Here is a 16,326-nt window from a genome sequence, read left to right as displayed (position 1 = left end):
GGGCTCGGACTCGGGGCTCGGACTCGGGGCTCGGACTCGGGGCTCGGACTCGGGGCTCGGACTCGGGGCTCGGACTCGGGGCTCGGACTCGGGGCTCGGACTCGGGGCGCCGGGAGGGCCCGGGGGACCGGGCGCGCCGGGTGTCGGTCCTCCGGGGTGGCCTCGCGGGCGGTCGGAGCGGCGGGATGGTGACGCTGCGGAGAACGCGGGGACCGGAGGGACCAGCGGGGACGGGCGGGATCAGCGGTAAACGGCGGGGATCAGCGGGAAACGGCGAAGAACGGGGGAAGTCGTGCCGGTGCGCGGGACGGGGGGCTGGTGGCGGCGGAAGAGCACGCCGGCGAAGGTGGAGACGTACACGCGGTGGTCGTACCTCGTCTTCCCCGTGATCGAGGTCGGGGCCTTCGGTCCGCCGGTCCTCCGCGGGGTCGGCGCACCGGCGGGCGGCTGGCTGTTCGCCCTGCTGCTCGCCCACGCGGTGCTCGCCACGGTGACCGCCCTGCGCGCACTGGACTGGGTGCGCGGGCGCCGCGAACAGCCGGTGCGCCTGATGTGCGCGCTGGCCGCCGTCACCGGCGCGCCGGCCCTGCTGGCGCTCGCCGTCGCCGACGGGCACGCGGACGCGGCCGGCGCGCTCGGCGGGATGTTCGGGGGCGTGCTCGCCTTCGGCGCCGGCACGATCGCGCTCGGCATCCGGCGGCGCAGCCGGGTGCTGTACCTGGTCGCCGGGTTCGGCGCGGGGGCCGCCGCCCTGACGTCGGCGTTCGGCGCCGCCTGGACGGACGTGCTGGCCACGTCGCTCGCGGTGCTCCTCGGTTCCGGCTTCTTCGCCTTCACCTCGGTCTTCTCCGTCTGGCTCCTCAACGCCGTCTACGAACTCGACGAGGCCCGCGAGACCCGCACCCGGCTCGCCGTCGCGGAGGAACGGCTGAGGTTCGGGCGGGATCTGCACGACGTGCTGGGGCGGAACCTCGCGGTCGTCGCCCTGAAGAGCGAGCTGGCGGTCCAACTGGCCCGGCGGGGCCGGCCGGAGGCGGTCGAGCAGATGATCGAGGTGCAGCGGATCGCGCAGGAGTCGCAGCGCGAGGTCCGCGACGTCGTACGGGGCTACCGGGAGGTCGATCTGGGCGTGGAACTCAGTGGCGCGCACGGCGTGTTGACGGCCGCCGGGATCGAGTGCGAGGTGCGGGCCCCGGCCGGGGCGGCCGACCGGCTGCCCGCCGGGGTGCAGTCGGCGCTCGGGTGGGTGGTGCGGGAGGCGACCACGAACGTGCTGCGGCACGGGGACGCCGCACGGTGTTCCGTGAGACTGCGGGTGACGGAGGGACATGTGGTGCTGACGGTGGAGAACGACGGGGTGGAGCCCGTCGGTGGAGGAGCGGGGTCCGTCGGTGGAGGAGCGGGGTCCGTCCGTGGTGGTGCGGGGCCCGTCGGTGGTGGTGCGGGGCCCGTCGGTGGTGGTGCGGGGCCCGTCGGTGGTGGTGCGGATTCCTCCGGGGGCACGGTGGGTGCGGCGGGAGGTGGCCGGGGCGGGTCGGGGCTCGCCGGGCTGCGGGAGCGGCTCGCGGAGGTGGACGGCACGCTGGAGGCAGGGGTCGCCGGCGCCGGGCTGTTCCGGGTGGTGGCCGAGGTGCCCCTGCGGCAGACGGCCGCGGTACGGGAGGTCACCGCGTGACCGTGCGGGTGCTGCTCGCCGACGACGAGCATCTGATCCGGGGCGCGCTGGCCGCGCTGCTCTCGCTGGAGGACGACCTGGTGATCGTCGCCGAGGCGGCCACCGGCCCGGAGGCGCTGGCCATGGCGCGGGCGCACGCGCCGGACGTGGCCGTCCTGGATCTCCAGATGCCCGGCGCGGACGGTGTGAAGGTCGCCACATCGATCCGGGCGGAACTGCCCGCGTGCCAGACGCTGATCGTCACCAGCCACGGCCGGCCGGGGCATCTGAAGCGGGCGCTCGCGGCGGGTGTGCGCGGGTTCGTCCCGAAGACGGTGAGTGCACAGCGGCTCGCCGAGATCATCCGGACCGTGCACGCCGGCAACCGGTACGTCGACCCCGAGTTGGCCGCCGACGCCATCGCCGCCGGCGACTCGCCCCTGACCTCGCGCGAGGCCGAGGTGCTGGAACTCGCCGCCGACGGGGCGCCCGTCGCGGAGATCGCCGAGCGAGCCGCGCTGTCGCCGGGAACCGTGCGCAACTACCTCTCGTCGGCCGTCTCCAAGCTCGGGGCGGAGAACCGGCACGCGGCGGTGCGGCTCGCACGCGAGCGGGGTTGGGTATAGTTGCTCTCGCGCCACGGCGCAACGCGGACGTAGCTCAGTTGGTAGAGCGCAACCTTGCCAAGGTTGAGGTCGCGAGTTCGAGCCTCGTCGTCCGCTCGCGGAGAAAGCCCCCCGGCTTGTGTCGGGGGGCTTTTTCATGCCTTCTCACGCTCTTCGGCGCCGGCTCCGTGGGGCGGGGCGGGGCGGGGCGGGGCAGAGCGTGGCCCGGGCCGGGGCCACGCCCTGGTCGGCCCTACGCCCAGCTCGTGCCGGTGAGGCGTTCGTACGCCTCCACGTACTTCGCGCGCGTGGCGTCCACGATCTCCTGGGGCAGCTCCGGCGGCGGCTGCTCGCTCGCGCGGTCCCAGCCCGAGGCGGACGAGGTCAGCCAGTCGCGCACGAACTGCTTGTCGTACGACGGCTGCGCGCGGCCCGGCTGCCACTGGTCGGCCGGCCAGAAGCGGGAGGAGTCCGGGGTGAGGACCTCGTCGGCGATGACGAGGGTGTCTCCCTCGTGGCCGAACTCGAACTTGGTGTCGGCGAGGATGATGCCCCGGTCGCGGGCGATGGCGCGGGCCCGGCCGTAGACGGCGAGGGTCGCCTGGCGCAGCTGGGCGGCGGTGTCGGCGCCGACCTGGCGGGCCACCTCCTCGTAGGAGACGTTCTCGTCGTGCTCCCCGACCGCGGCCTTGGTGGCCGGGGTGAAGATCGGGGCGGGGAGTTCACTGCCGTCGACCAGGCCCTCGGGCAGGGCGAGGCCGCACACCGTACGGGACTCCTTGTACTCGGCGAGGCCCGAGCCGGTGAGGTAGCCGCGGGCCACGCACTCCACCGGGACCATCCGCAGCGACTTGCAGACCAGGGTGCGGCCGGCCCAGTCGGCGGGGGCGCCGGCCGGGAGCTCGGTGCTGAGGACGTGGTTGGGGACCAGGTCGGCCAGCTGGTCGAACCACCACAGGGAGAGCTGGGTGAGGATGCGGCCCTTGTCGGGGATCTCGGTCGGCAGCACCCAGTCGAAGGCGGACGTACGGTCGCTGGCGACCATCACGAGGTCGCCCGCCTCGTTCCGGTACAGCTCACGCACCTTGCCGGTGTGGAGGTGCACCAGGCCCGGCACCTGAAGGGGCTCGGGCTTTTCTACGAATCCGGACACGGTTCCTCCCCGTGGTTCTGTCCAATGACTTGATTCTCCCTTAGACCGGGATCGATCAGGACAGAGGGTCGGGGCGGGGGTGCGGGCAGGGCAGGGGCGGGGCGGAGGCGGGGCGGGGGCGGGGTGAATGCGGGGGCGGGGGAAGGGTGGAGGCGGGGGCAGGGGCGGGGTGGAGGCGGGGGCAGGGCGCGGTCTTCGCGGGCCCGTCGGGCGGGTTCAGCCGCGCTTGCAGATGCGGTCCAGGAGGTTCGCGGTGGCGCGCTGGACGCGGGGGTCCACATGGCCGGGGCGGTCCAGGGCCGGCGACCAGGCGAAGGTGCCGGAGGCGAAGACCAGGGCGCCCGAGCGGGTCCGGTACAGGGAGGTCTCCTGGTGGCGCAGGACGCCCGCCGTGTCGGTGTACGGCGAGTGGGCGAGGAGGGTGCGCTCCTCGTGGTCCGGGAGCGGGGTGCGGGGGAAGTAGCGGTCGGCCTCGCCGGCGACCAGGCCCTGGATCCCCTCGCCCTCGTGGGTGCCGGTCGCCTCCCACAGCCAGTGGCCGGCGTTGCGGACGATCAGCGGGCGGGGTTCGGGGACCCGGCCCGCGTACTGGATGCCGAGCAACTGCTGCTCGGCCCGGTCGATCTCGCGCCACAGGACGGGGCGGCCGGGGCCCTTGCGCTTGCGGCAGGTGAGCAGGCGGCCGGGGACACCCGACGGGGACGGGCCCAGCTCCACCTGCCAGTACAGGGTGTTGGCGGAGAGGAAGACCAGCGAGGTGCCGCTGTCGCGGGCGCGCTCCACGGTGCGGCGCATGGCCTGCGACCAGTACTCGTCGTGGCCCGGGAAGATCAGGCCGCGGTAGCGGGTGGGGTCGATGTGGCCGACGTGCAGGTCGCGGGCGTCGGCGTAGGCGAGGTCGTAGCCGTAGCGTTCGGCCCAGCGGATGACGTCGTAGGCGTGGCCGACGTGGAGCGGGAGGCCCGCGCCGGCGTAGGGGCGGTCGAAGGAGACGGTCGTGGCGGCGTCGGCCTCGCCCAGCAGGCAGCCCTTCTCGTCCCAGGCGTGGTAGAGGCTGGCGCCGGTGCGGCCGTCCTCCGGGTAGAGGTTGTAGGCCTGCCAGGTGATGTCGGGGAGCAGCAGGAGCAGGTCGGCGGGGCGGCTGTCGCGGACGGTGAAGGGGATGTGGGAACGGTGGCCGTCGGCGGTGGTGAGGACGGCGACGTAGGCCCCGATGTTCCAGTACGACGGGACCTGCAGCCGCCAGGAGAGCCACCAGTGGTGGCAGGAGACCGTGCGGTCGGCGGTCAGCGGCGGGGGCTGGACGATGCCGGACAGCCGGGGGCTGGTGGTGATTTTCGCCGCGCCTTCGCCGTCGTAGTGACCGATGCGGTAGATGTCGACGGCGAATTCCTGGGGCGGGTCGACGGTGATGTGGAAGTCGAGGGCGTCGCCGGGGGCGACCGCGCCGGTCGAGACGAAGCCCTTGATCTGGCGGCGTACGTCGTCGGCGGAGCGCGGGCCGCCGGAGGCGCGGGGGGACGGGATGCGGGGAGCGGCGTCCCGGGCGCGGCCCGGGGCGGGGGCCGGGTCGACGTACCAGGGGACGACCTGGCCGGTGTCGTCGAAGTACGTCTCGCTGCCGCGCAGCCAGGGGAGGGGGCCCTGTCCGAACGGGTCCGTCACGGCGTGCGCCAGCGCTCCCGACTCCCACCGGCGGATGTGGTCCTGTCCCATGGTGCTCCCCTCCCTTTGGCCCCCGTGGTGGTCGTGCCAGGTGGTGGTGCGGCGGTCCGCCGTGGTGGCGGGGTGGTCCGCCGTCGTGACGGGGTGGTCCGCCGTCGTGACGGGGGGTGGCCCGGGTGACGGCTTGGTGCCGGTGTCGGTGGCTGTTGGCTGTTGGCTGTTGGCTGTTGGTGGGGTGACGTGGTTGTCCGTTTGTCCTATGTCGCGCGCCCATGCCATGGGCTCGTTCGGTCCCAGCACATCACATAACGCGCGCAGACAGTCACTATTCGGCGTGAATCGGCTGGAAGTGGAATCAACCGCTCCATCGGCGGTCCGGGCGGTCCAGGCGGTCCAGGGTGGCGCCGGGCTGGCCTCGGGGCGGCCCCGGGCTGGCCCCAGGGTCGCCCGGGGGTGGCGCGGGGTTGGCCCGGGGTGCGTCAGCCGAGGCGTACCGGCTTCTCCGGGCGTATTCCCAGCCCCACCAGCCAGCTGCGCAGCGGGACCGCGTCGCCGTCCTCCACCAGGCTGAGCACGCGGGGGGCCAGATCGGTCACGCGTTCGCCGTCGACCAGCAGGGACGGGCCGTCCAGCCAGTCCAGGCCCGGGGTGGCCCCCACCGTGTCCATCGCGGCGCAGCAGACCATCGCGGTGACGTGGTCGGTGAGGAGCTCGCGGTCGGTGCGCGGGGGCTGGAGGGGGAAGAGCGGCAGCGTGCCGCCGTCCCAGAGGGCGGCCGGGTCAGGGCCCTGTCCGGGCGCGGGGAGTCCCGGGGCGGCCGGGGACGGCCCGGTGTCGGTCTCCTCCCGGGCCAGCTCGGCGCCGAGGCGGGCGGCGAGGGCGGCACTGCGGGGGTTGGGGGCGGGCAGGTTCTCGTCGTCCTCGCCGGCCTTGGCGGTGGGCGCGGGGGTGCCGGGCGCGGTGGCCGGGTGCGGGGGCGTGGGGTCCTCCGGGCCGGGGGCCATGGGGTCCCCCGGGCCGGGGAGCGCGTGCTCCACGCCCGTCAGGTGGTCCAGGACCCGGGCCAGCGTGGGGCCGTCGGAGGGGGCCCCCGTCAGCCGGTCGGGGACGCGGCGGACGCCCAGGGCGTCCAGGACGCGGTGCAGGCGGGCCGCGTCGGTGCGCCACTTGCGGTCCACGACCTCGTCCGGATAGTCCTGCCAGCCCACCGGGGACCAGTCCGGGCCGGGCTCCGCCGGGCCGCCGTGGAAGAGACGCGCGGCCAGCAGGGAAGTGGCCTCGTCGACCGCGCCGGGCTCCTCCAGCAGGTCGCAGGCGGGACGCTCCCCGAGCCGGGAGGCGAAACCCTCGGCGAGGCGGTCCCGCCGGGACAGTTCGGTCAGGGCGGCGACGACGCCCGCGTCCAGCCGGGACGGCCACCGGCCCATCCGCCAGGCGGGCAGTGCCACCCGGGTGAGGAGCCGGTCCCAGCCCGCGTACGCCAGCCCCACCTGTTCCTGTGCGACGATCCGCAGGCCGTAGTCCACGGTCTGCGCGCGCTCGGCCGCCGCCGCGGCCACCCCCCGCTCCATCTCCGCCGCGTGGACCTGGCAGCCGCGCAGCAGCAGCCGCGCGACCCGGCCGATGCCCGCGCAGACCAGGCGTACGCCGGGACAGCGGCCGCGGTCGGAGGAGACGGCCACCGCGGCGTCCAGCCCCCGCACGAAGCGCCGGGCGGCGGCTATGTCGGGGTGCGCCGAGGGTCCCGTACCGGCGACGACCGGGGCGAGGACGGCCCGCAGCTCGGCCACCCGCATCCACCACAGGAACGGCGAGCCGATGACGAGGACGGGCGCGGTCGGTGTACGGCGGTGGAGGTTGCGGCCCGGCCCGGCTATCTCGTCCGGGTCGCGCGGCGCGGGCGGGCCGTGGGCCGGGTGGGCTCGGTCCTCCAGCCAGCTGTCGCAGTCCGGGGTGAGCGCTATGGCCGACGGCGCGGGGACGTCGAGCCGCTCGGCGAGGTCGCGCACCAGCCGGTACAGGTCGGGAGCCGCGCTCTCGGCGATCGCGACCGTGGGGCTGACGGCGGGGCGGGCGCGGGCGACCACCAGGGCCACGACACCGGCGGCGGTCAGCACGACGAGCGCGAGCGCGGACACGACCCCGCGGGCGGCGTCCCAGCCGGAGCCCACCAGGTGCCCGGAGGAGGCACCGGCCAGCAGGATCGCGGCGGCCGCCGCCGGCAGCAGCGCCACCGCCAGCGCCCAGCCGCGGATGCGCAGTACGGCCAGCGCCCGGGCCCTGGCGGCCTGCGCGCCCGCTTCCCTTCCCATACCGGTCACGGCCGGACCTCACCCCCTCCCCTCGATCCCGGCTGTCCTGTCCGGCCCAGCCCGCTGCGTTTCGCTCACTCCCCCACTGTGGCACCCGCGACTGACATCGCAATGCCGATGGGCCAAGTGCCGGAGAGCTTGCGCCGCACCCTAGTTGGCCCTCCGGCCCCCGTCAGCCGGATGCGGCAGCGCTCACTCGATGGAATGGCTTTGGGGAAAGGTGTATGACTGAGGGCAACGAAAAGGCCCCGGATTCCAGAGGTGTTCACCTGCTGGAACCGGGGCCCGGACGTGCCTGCTGGTCGGCCTGTCAGGCCGTCGCGGCCGCCTCCGCCGCGGCCTTCGCCGCGATGTCGGTACGGTGCTGGGAGCCGTCGAGACCGATCCGCGCGACCGACCGGTACGCCCGCTCGCGGGCCTGCGTGAGGTCGTCGCCCGTGGCGGTGACGGACAGGACCCGGCCGCCCGCGCTCACCACGGCGTCGCCGTCGCGCCGCGTGCCGGCGTGCAGGACGTAGGCGTGCGGGGCGTCCTCGGCGGCGACCTCGGCGAGGCCGGTGATCGGGTCACCGGTGCGCGGGGTGCCGGGGTAGTTGTGGGAGGCGACGACCACCGTGACGGCCGCCTCCTCGCTCCAGCGCAGCGGCGCGAGGTCGCCGAGGGTGCCGGTGGCGGCGGCCATGAGGACGCCGGCGAGCGGGGTCTTCAGCCGGGCCAGGACGACCTGGGTCTCGGGGTCGCCGAACCGGGCGTTGAACTCGATCACCCGCACACCGCGGCCGGTGATCGCGAGGCCGGCGTAGAGCAGGCCGGAGAAGGGGGTGCCGCGGCGCCGCATCTCGTCGACGGTCGGCTGGAGCACGGTCCGCCTGACCTCGTCGACCAGTGCCGGGTCGGCCCAGGGCAGCGGGGAGTACGCGCCCATGCCGCCGGTGTTGGGGCCCTCGTCGCCGTCGAGCGCGCGCTTGAAGTCCTGGGCGGGCTGGAGCGGGACGACCGCCTCGCCGTCGGTGATCGCGAAGAGGGAGACCTCCGGGCCGTCGAGGAACTCCTCGATGACGACCCGCTCGCACCCCGCCGCGTGTGCCTTCGCGGCCTCGAGGTCGTCGGTCACCACGACGCCCTTGCCGGCGGCCAGGCCGTCGTCCTTGACGACGTACGGGGCGCCGAAGGCGTCGAGGGCCTCGGCCACCTCGTCGGGCGTGGTGCAGACGTAGGACCGGGCGGTCGGCACGCCGGCCGCGGCCATCACGTCCTTGGCGAACGCCTTGGAGCCCTCCAGCTGCGCGGCCTCACCGGAGGGGCCGAAGACCGGGATGCCCGCCGCGCGCACGGCGTCGGCGACCCCGGCGACGAGCGGGGCCTCGGGGCCCACGATCACGAGGTCGGCGCCGAGCTCGGTGGCGAGCTCGGACACGGCCTTGCCGTCCAGGGCGTCGACCTGGTGCAGCTCGGCGACCTCGGAGATGCCGGCGTTGCCGGGGGCGCAGTGCAGCGCGGTGGCGGCAGGGTCGAGGGACAGTGAGCGGCACAGGGCGTGTTCGCGGGCGCCGCTGCCGATGACGAGGACGTTCACGGGGCCAGCCTAACGGGCGGCGGACGGAGCGGTTTGTGCGGGCTTCTGAAGGGGCCGGGGCGGATCCTTCGTAGGTTCCTCCGAGGGGAGGGGTGTCAGCGGCGCTCGGCGCGCGGACGGTTCCGTGTTGCCGGTCTGCCTGCGCTCGGTGCGCGGGCGGTTCCGTGTTGCCGGTCCGGCGGCGCTCGGCGCGCGGACGGTCCCGTGTCGCCGGTCCGGCGGCGCTCGGCGCGCGGACGGTCCCGTGTCGCCGGTCCGGCGGCGCTCGGCCTGCGGACGGTTCCGTGTCGCCGGTCCGGCGGCGCTCGGCCTGCGGGCGGTTCCGTGTCGCCGGTCCGGCGGCGCTCGGCCTGCGGGCGGTTCCGTGTAGCCGGTCGTGCCGTGGTGGCGCCCCGCTTCTCGGCCCTTCAGGCCCTCCACGCGACGCCGCGCGTTTCGCCACGCCGGTCGGTCCGGCTCGGCCGTCCCGCCGGGTGCGCTGTCCGGGCGGGTGTGCCGTGAGGCCGGGTGTGCGGTCCCGGCGGATGTGCGGTCCCGGCGGATGTGCGGTCCCGCAGATCGAGCTGTCCCGGAAGGTCGGGCTGTCCCGGAAGGTCGGGCTGTCCCGGCGGGTGTACGGTCCCGCTACTCGTTGGTGAACTCCTCCACGACCGTCGCCCCCAGCTCCCGCACGATCAGTTCGTGGCCGGAGAGGGCGGACTCGTTGAGGTCGGGGTCGTCGTCCTCGGGGATGTCGTCCTCGAGGGCCACGGGCTCCGGGGCGGACGAGGGCTGCGGGTGGGGTGCCGCCGGGGCGGGGGCCGCCGGGGCCGCGGACCGGGCCGGGGCGGTGCTCAGGCCGGTGGACATGGCCGGGGAGGCGGACTGGGGAGCGCCGCCGCCACCGCCGTAGCCGCCCGACGAGCCGTAGCCGCCGGGCGTGCCCTGGCCGCCGCCCGGGGCGCCGCCACCGCTGCCGAAGGCGGAGGAGCTGCCGGAGCCGGAGAAGCCGCCGGGACCACCGGGGCCGGACGGGCCACCGGCCCCGCCGTAGCCACCGGCCGGAGAGGCAGGTCCTCCGTAGCCGCCGGAACCGCCTGAGCCTCCTGCGGCCTCGACGATCGCCTCGATCTTCCATTGGACGTTGAACTGCTCGCCCAGCGCCTGTCGCAGTACATCCTCGCTGCCGCTGCTCGCGAAGTTGTCGCGGGCGCCCGCGCTGGCGAAGCCGAGCTGGAGTGTGGTGCCGTCGAAGCCGGTGATCTGGGCGTTCTGGCTGAGGAGGATCCAGGTGAAACGGCGACGGTTCTTGACCGCCTCCAGGATGTTCGGCCAGAGCGTGCGGGGGTCGAGGCCGCCCGCCGGAGGTGTGTAGGCGGCGGGCGCGGGGGCGGCCGGGGGCGCGGCGGCCGGGGAGCCGGCGGGCGGGACCGCGGGGGGCGCCGAAGGGCGGGCGCCACCGCCCGCGGGGGCAGCTGTGGGCCAGCCGCCGGGGCGGCGTCCGCTGCCCGCGGGAGCGGCCGTGGGCCAGGCACCCGGGGCGGGGGCCGAGGGGGCCGGGGCGGGAGCCGGTGCCGGGGCGGCTTCGGCCGGCGCGGGGGCGGCCGCAGGGGCGGAAGGGGGAGCGGAGACGGGCGCGGGTGCGGCGGCCGGTGCTGCGGGCTGGGGGGCGGACGGAACGGGAGGCGAAGTGGTGGCCTGGGGCTGGGGCTGGGCTCCTGGGCCGCGTACCGCCGCGCGGGCGGCCGCCGCGCCGCCGCCCGGCGGGATCGGTGCGGCGGCGGGAACCCCGGCCGCTCCCCCATGCCCCTCGGGACTGGGCACGTACCCCATGGCCGGCATCCCCGCGGCACCGCTCGCGGAGAAGTTCACCCCGCGCTCGATACGGTCGAGGCGGGCCATGACGGACCGCTCGTCGCCGTAGGCGGCGGGCAGCAGGACGCGCGCGCAGATCAGCTCGAGCTGGAGGCGGGGCGAGGTCGCACCGCGCATCTCGGTGAGGCCCTCGTTGACGAGGTCGGCGGCGCGGCTGAGTTCGGCGGCGCCGAAGACGCCGGCCTGGGCCTGCATCCGCTCGATGACATCGGCGGGGGCGTCGATGAGGCCCTTCTCCGCCGCGTCCGGGACGGCGGCGAGGATCACCAGGTCCCGCAGCCGCTCCAGGAGGTCGGTGACGAAACGCCGGGGGTCGTTGCCGCCCTCGATGACACGGTCCACGACCTCGAAGGCGGCGGCCCCGTCGCCCGTGGCGAAGGCCTCGACGACGGAGTCGAGCAGCGAGCCGTCCGTGTACCCGAGCAGCGAGGTGGCCATGGCGTACGTCACGCCGTCGGCGCCCGCGCCGGCGAGCAGCTGGTCCATGACGGACATGGAGTCACGCACGGACCCCGCGCCCGCGCGCACGACGAGCGGCAGCACCCCGTCCTCGACGGGGATGTCCTCCTTCTGGCACACCTCGCCGAGGTACTCCCGCAGGGTGCCCGGGGGGACCAGGCGGAACGGGTAGTGGTGGGTCCGCGAACGGATGGTCCCGATGACCTTCTCGGGTTCGGTGGTGGCGAAGATGAACTTCAGGTGCTCCGGCGGCTCCTCGACGACCTTGAGCAGCGCGTTGAAGCCGGCCGACGTGACCATGTGGGCCTCGTCGATGATGTAGATCTTGTAGCGACTGCCGGCGGGCCCGAAGAAGGCCTTCTCCCGCAGGTCACGGGCGTCGTCCACACCGCCGTGCGAGGCGGCGTCGATCTCGATGACGTCGATGGACCCCGGTCCGTTCCGCGCCAGGTCCCGGCACGACTGGCACTCCCCGCAGGGAGTCGGCGTGGGCCCCTGCTCGCAGTTCAGGCACCGGGCCAGGATGCGCGCGCTGGTCGTCTTGCCACATCCGCGCGGCCCGCTGAACAGGTACGCGTGATTGACCCGGTTGTTCCGCAGCGCCTGCTGCAGCGGGTCGGTGACATGCTCCTGCCCGATGACCTCGGCGAAGGACTCCGGGCGGTAGCGGCGGTACAACGCGAGAGACGACACGCATACGAGGTTATAGGCGCCCACCGACAACCGGACTCGCCCGAGCCCCGAGACGACCGGGCCGCCCGAACCGCCCCGGCGTTCCGCCACCCCGCCACCCCGAGGTCCCAATCCCGATCCCGACCGACAGGCTCCGGGTCCGGGCGGGCGCCCAAGGTCCATGGCCTCAGCGCGGCTCGCCGGGGACACCACCCGCCCAGCAGAAGCTCACAGCAGGCGCGAAAACCCGGGGGAAAACAAGCGCCCCCCACGCACCCGCCAGAGCCGACCTACCCTTGCTGCCTTCCGGCCCTGGGGGAGTTCAGTCAGATAGCGCCGCGTGAGGGGCTGCGCCAAGGCTACCTGATGTCAGGGGCAGGGAACGAGTTCGCGAGCACTCCTCTCGGTCATGTAATGTTCCCACCGGAGGATTCGCCTAGAGGCCTAGGGCGCACGCTTGGAAAGCGTGTTGGGGGCAACCCCTCACGAGTTCGAATCTCGTATCCTCCGCCAGTGCCTCACCGGGCACGATGTCGAAGGGCCCCACCGTTCGCGGTGGGGCCCTTCGACGTTGCTCACCCCCCGTTGTCCTGGTTTTTGTCCACAGGGGGTGCGTCCGGCGTTCCCCAGATAGCTCGCTCGATCTTCCGGGCCGCTTCCTTGAGCATGGGATCGGTCACGTGCAGATACCGCGCTCGCATCCGGGCGGCCCCACCCGGCTCCCAACCCATGATCTGGTCGATGACCCGGTCCGGGACACCCAGCAGCATCAAGACCGTGCCGGCCGTGTGGCGAGCGTCGTGCAGCCGGCCGTCGCGAACCCCCGCGTCTTCCAGCAACCGCTTCCAGTCGTGGTAGTCCGTGTTCGGGCTGAGCGGGCCACCCAGCCGCTTGGTGAACACGTACTCCGACTCAGCCCAGAGGTTGCCGGCGGTCTCGCGCTCGCGCGCCTGGGCGTCCTGGTGGGAGCGGAGCATCACGACCAGGGGACCCGGGAGCGGCACCGCACGGCGTCCCGCCCGGGACTTCGTGTTCTTGGTCTCGCGCCGCACCTGCACCCGTTCCGGGCAGTACCCGGGCTTCCGGCCGCAGAGGGCCGCATCGGCACAACCGTGCTCGTACCTCGGTCGCAGCCGGTTCCGGCGCAGCTTCAGGTACTCGTTGTCCAGGTCGACGTCAGCCCACCGGAGTCCGAGTGTCTCGCCCTGCCGCAGTCCGAGGGCGAGTGCCAGCATCCATCGGGCGCTGTTGCGGCGCTTGTTGACTTCCAGCAGCAGGCTTTGCACCTCGTCGACCGAGTAGGGCTCAATCTCGGTCTCGTCTTCCTCCATCCGCGGCGGCTTGGCCAATGCGGCAGCGTTCTTGGCCGCGTGGCCACGCCGCACCGCCTCCCCCAGAGCCGTGCGGGCCGTCCGGTGGGCCTGGTGGGCGGTACCCGCCTTGCTTCCGGCGTTCTGCATCCGGCGGTACAGGCTCTCCAAGTGCTCCGGCTCCAACCGGTCAAGACGATGCTTGCCGATGCCCGGAACGAGGTGCACCCGGACGGCCACCTCGTAGCCGGCGTAGGTGTTCTCGCTGATGACCGGCTTGGCGATGTTCTCGACCCAGTGCTCCAGCCACTTCGCGACGGTCCACGGCTTCCCCGGCTGTCGGGCCGAACCCTCGTCGCGCTGCTTCTCCAGCCGCCGCACCTCGTCAACCAGCTCTTTGCGGGTCGGGCGCGTCAGGTGCCTGCGGTACGGCGTTCCGTCGTCCTTGTAGCCCATCGGCACGCGTGCGTGCCATCGGCCGTCCTTTCCCAGGTAGATCGCCGATTCGCCGTTGGCCCGGCGGGTGCGCTTCTTCTCCTCTGCCACAGGCAGGCTCCTGTTTCTCGGTGTCGGGATGGGGGCCGGGGCGGCGGGCTGTCCTGTCCGGGAGTGCCGCCGCCCCGGGCGTCGTCAAGCGGCTCGTTTGGCCGCGCGCCGGCGGGCGACGTACTCGGCGGGCGCGTCCGCGGGAACGCGCCGGAGTCGGCCGACGTCGATGGACTCCAGCTCTCCGGTGCGGATGAGTGCGAAGCACGTGGTCCGGCCGATACGGAGGCGGCGGGCGGCCTCTTCGACGGTGAGGAGGACAAGCGTCGAGTCGTCGTCGGCGGGGGTCGTGAGGGTGCCGTGGTCGTCCAAGGCTCACTCCGGTGGGGTGGAGGTCAGGGGGCGGATGCCGCCGCACAAACCGCAAAATCCGCAGAAAAGCCGGTCAGGGCCGCTGACCTGCGGTGATGGCGTGTGCGGGTGGTGGTGGGTGGTGCTCCGCAGAAACCCGCGATATTCCGCAAAAATCAGGGACGGCCGGCGGACGGCCCCGGAGGGTGGGGCGCCGCTCGTTTTTTGCGGAATATCGCGGGATTGTGCGGCGGGCCCCTCGCCGGGGTCGGCTTGGGGGTCCCGCCGCAGGTCAGTGGGGGTGTCCGGGGATTTTTGCGATTGTGCGGTTTGTGCGGAAGGGATTGGGGGCGTGTCCGGGGGTCACCGGCCGCCCCTCAGGCAGGGGTGGGCGAGTAGGCGGGGTGCCGGGGGGCGTCCGCGCTTGCCGGTGCGCTCGGGCTGGTAGGAGCGCAGATATCCGTGGTCTTCCAGCAGCGCGAGGGCGGGTTCGAGGTCGGCGACGGTGGGGACCTCGCTGCGGGACAGGGCGGTGAAGACGTCCCGCCGGCTGACGTCCTCCCACCGGTTGTCCCGGACGGCTTCCAGCACGCTGCGGGCGCGGGACAGGACCGGGTCGGCGCCCATGACGTCGAACACGGCGAGGGCGTGGGCGGTGTAGTACTCCCCCAGCTTGATGGCCGCGTTCATGGTGGTGTCGGTGACGGGGTGGGCGTAGCCGTTGCCGCCGTGTTCGGCGAGGTGCAGCAGCGCGGCCATGCGGGCGGTCGCCCCCGCGAGCTTTCCGGCCCAGTTGGAGATGTGGCCCAGCTTGCCGCCGCGTGCCTTGAGCTGCGGTTCGATGCGCTTCTGATAGGCGATCAGGACCGCGTCAGCTTCCGGGCTGAGCTGGACGACGGCCGGGTCGGTCCACTCAGCCAGGGACAGGGTCAGGTCGATGACCCTCGCGGTGTAGGTGGCGGCCGTCTGCTCGGGGACCGGGTCGGTGATGATCTGGCGTTCGCCGACCGTGGAGGCCGGGAGGGAGTACAGGAAGCGGGCCAGCAGTCCGCGCCCCTCGAACCCCTTGACCTTGCCGATGTCGCACAGCACGTCCGGCTGTACGGCGAGACCGATGGTCAGGGCGGGTGCGTCGATGTACTCGCGGCGGGTCTGCCGGTTGACCCTCAGCCGGTCCCCCGCGTGCCCCTTGAGGAAGACTTCCATGTTCGGGGCGCCGGAGTAGCGGCCGGCGATGATGTCGAAGATGCCGCCTTCCGCGCTCATCACGGACAGCCGCCCGCCCTGTTCGGCCATGAGTGAGGTGACCGTCTCAGGGGTGGAGTCGTCCGCCAGGAGCACGGGTTCGGCGGGGACGGTGAGCGTGTCGGCCGTCTGTGCGAGACCGACGGCGGTGGCCACCATCTCCTGCCGCTTGTCCGTGTCGGCGGACGCGGCCTTGGCGGCGGCCTTGTCCGCCGCTTCCTTGGCCAGTCGCGCCGTCAGCTCCGCCTCGACGATGACCGGCTTCATCGCGGCCTTGAGCTGTTTCTCCGCCTCATAAAGAGGGTTGGTTAGCAGCGCGAAGACGGCGGACTTGCGATTGGCGGGCGGGAGCGCCACGACGGTGTAGAGGTTGGTGGGCTCTCGCCAGTTCCCGCGTACGTGGACCACGGACCGGCCGCCGGCCGCCGTGGCGAGCACGGCGAGCGCGATCGATCCGGCGAGGTCCACCGGGGTCTGCGTCTCCTCCGCGACGGCCGCCACGAACTCCCCCATCCATGCGGGGAAGACGTGCGCGGGGAACGCAGGACGCTCGCGCCGACCGGTGAGGGGAATGGGGTCCTCCCACACGTCCGGTGCCGCGTCGTCCTCGCCGGGCGGTTCTTCCAGGGTGGGCAGTCCCGCCCACAGGTCGTTGTCCACAGGCTGTGTGGTCATGCTGCTTCCCTCCCTTCGGCGGCGGGTGCGGTGTGGGGGCAGGTACCGACGACGGCGCGACGGGCGAGGGCGATGACGGCAGCACGGCCGCGGGCACGTTCGTGGCGCCCGCACGAGCAGAGCCAGTCCGCGACGGTCACGCCCTCGCACCGGATGTGCAGTCCGGGGCGGATGCCGGTGACCGTGACCGTCTGCGGGGCAGAGCGAACAGCGATACGGACGCCCTTGCGGGCGACGCCCTTCGGTTCGCCCACGGATAGCCGTGTCGGGCCCTGTGCGGCGCCCTGACGGCCGTTCGCGGGGGTTAGG

Annotated in this window: 11 protein-coding genes, 2 tRNA genes and 1 other RNA gene; 4 read left to right on the top strand and 10 right to left on the bottom strand. The window is 73.9% G+C overall.

Annotated features, from left to right (window positions below):
• Positions 1 to 298 precede the first annotated feature (298 nt).
• The 3 genes from ACIP67_RS16935 to ACIP67_RS16925 all read left to right on the top strand — a co-directional run bounded on the left by ACIP67_RS16935 (position 299) and on the right by ACIP67_RS16925 (position 2,376).
• Positions 299 to 1,675 carry a sensor histidine kinase gene (locus ACIP67_RS16935; protein ID WP_401692449.1) on the top strand — a complete coding sequence of 459 codons (1,377 nt, stop codon included), beginning with the start codon at positions 299 to 301 and terminating at the stop codon, positions 1,673 to 1,675.
• Positions 1,672 to 2,280, top strand: coding sequence for a response regulator (locus ACIP67_RS16930; RefSeq protein WP_401692448.1), 609 nt, complete (start codon positions 1,672 to 1,674; stop codon positions 2,278 to 2,280). Before ACIP67_RS16935 ends, ACIP67_RS16930 begins: the two co-directional genes overlap by 4 nt.
• Before the next feature lie 23 nt (positions 2,281 to 2,303).
• A tRNA-Gly gene (locus ACIP67_RS16925) sits at positions 2,304 to 2,376 on the top strand.
• Between the two features lie 136 nt (positions 2,377 to 2,512).
• On the opposite strand, the gene ACIP67_RS16920 is transcribed toward ACIP67_RS16925, so the two are convergent.
• The 6 genes from ACIP67_RS16920 to ffs form a co-directional block, all read right to left on the bottom strand.
• Positions 2,513 to 3,412: a phosphoribosylaminoimidazolesuccinocarboxamide synthase gene (locus ACIP67_RS16920; RefSeq protein ID WP_401692446.1), complete on the bottom strand. Its 900-nt coding sequence runs from the start codon at positions 3,410 to 3,412 to the stop codon at positions 2,513 to 2,515.
• A 216-nt stretch (positions 3,413 to 3,628) separates the two neighbouring features.
• Entirely contained in the window at positions 3,629 to 5,128 is a 1,500-nt protein-coding gene (locus tag ACIP67_RS16915) for a N,N-dimethylformamidase beta subunit family domain-containing protein (protein ID WP_401692445.1), read from the bottom strand.
• A 428-nt stretch (positions 5,129 to 5,556) separates the two neighbouring features.
• Positions 5,557 to 7,389 (bottom strand): hypothetical protein, encoded by a 1,833-nt coding sequence (locus ACIP67_RS16910; RefSeq protein ID WP_401692533.1) that lies wholly within the window; start codon positions 7,387 to 7,389, stop codon positions 5,557 to 5,559.
• Positions 7,390 to 7,699: 310 nt separating this feature from the next.
• Positions 7,700 to 8,965, bottom strand: coding sequence for a phosphoribosylamine--glycine ligase (gene purD, locus ACIP67_RS16905; RefSeq protein WP_401692443.1), 1,266 nt, complete (start codon positions 8,963 to 8,965; stop codon positions 7,700 to 7,702).
• A 624-nt stretch (positions 8,966 to 9,589) separates the two neighbouring features.
• Positions 9,590 to 11,971: a DNA polymerase III subunit gamma and tau gene (locus ACIP67_RS16900; protein WP_401692441.1), complete on the bottom strand. Its 2,382-nt coding sequence runs from the start codon at positions 11,969 to 11,971 to the stop codon at positions 9,590 to 9,592.
• A 233-nt stretch (positions 11,972 to 12,204) separates the two neighbouring features.
• An RNA gene (gene ffs / locus ACIP67_RS16895) (signal recognition particle sRNA small type) lies at positions 12,205 to 12,303 on the bottom strand.
• Between the two features lie 72 nt (positions 12,304 to 12,375).
• Here ffs and ACIP67_RS16890 point away from each other — a divergent pair.
• Positions 12,376 to 12,463: transfer RNA gene (locus ACIP67_RS16890), tRNA-Ser, on the top strand.
• 62 nt (positions 12,464 to 12,525) lie between these two features.
• Here the strand turns inward: ACIP67_RS16890 and ACIP67_RS16885 are convergent.
• From ACIP67_RS16885 to ACIP67_RS16870, 4 genes are all read right to left on the bottom strand, one after another.
• The gene (locus ACIP67_RS16885; RefSeq protein WP_401692440.1) at positions 12,526 to 13,806 is read right to left on the bottom strand and encodes a tyrosine-type recombinase/integrase; all 1,281 of its coding nucleotides are present in this window, start codon (positions 13,804 to 13,806) and stop codon (positions 12,526 to 12,528) included.
• Between the two features lie 84 nt (positions 13,807 to 13,890).
• Entirely contained in the window at positions 13,891 to 14,118 is a 228-nt protein-coding gene (locus ACIP67_RS16880) for an excisionase family DNA-binding protein (protein ID WP_401692439.1), read from the bottom strand.
• Positions 14,119 to 14,460: 342 nt separating this feature from the next.
• Positions 14,461 to 16,017: a YfjI family protein gene (locus ACIP67_RS16875; protein ID WP_401692437.1), complete on the bottom strand. Its 1,557-nt coding sequence runs from the start codon at positions 16,015 to 16,017 to the stop codon at positions 14,461 to 14,463.
• Positions 16,014 to 16,271: a hypothetical protein gene (locus tag ACIP67_RS16870; protein WP_401692435.1), complete on the bottom strand. Its 258-nt coding sequence runs from the start codon at positions 16,269 to 16,271 to the stop codon at positions 16,014 to 16,016. The genes ACIP67_RS16875 and ACIP67_RS16870 overlap by 4 nt, the downstream gene beginning before the upstream one ends.
• Between the last annotated feature and the right edge of the window lie 55 nt (positions 16,272 to 16,326).

The sequence above is a fragment of the Streptomyces sp. NPDC088812 genome, assembly GCF_044750285.1.
Classification (GTDB): domain Bacteria; phylum Actinomycetota; class Actinomycetes; order Streptomycetales; family Streptomycetaceae; genus Streptomyces.
Note: the sequence above shows the minus strand (reverse complement) of the source record. Positions and strands in the feature narration are given on the sequence as shown.

Bases quoted from the DNA above. Each gene is read 5' to 3' on its own strand.
- ACIP67_RS16915 (WP_401692445.1), bottom strand. From the start codon at position 5,128: ATGGGACAGGACCACATCCGCCGGTGGGAGTCGGGAGCGCTGGCGCAC.
- ACIP67_RS16910 (WP_401692533.1), bottom strand. From the start codon at position 7,389: ATGGGAAGGGAAGCGGGCGCGCAGGCCGCCAGGGCCCGGGCGCTGGCC.
- ACIP67_RS16875 (WP_401692437.1), bottom strand. From the start codon at position 16,017: ATGACCACACAGCCTGTGGACAACGACCTGTGGGCGGGACTGCCCACC.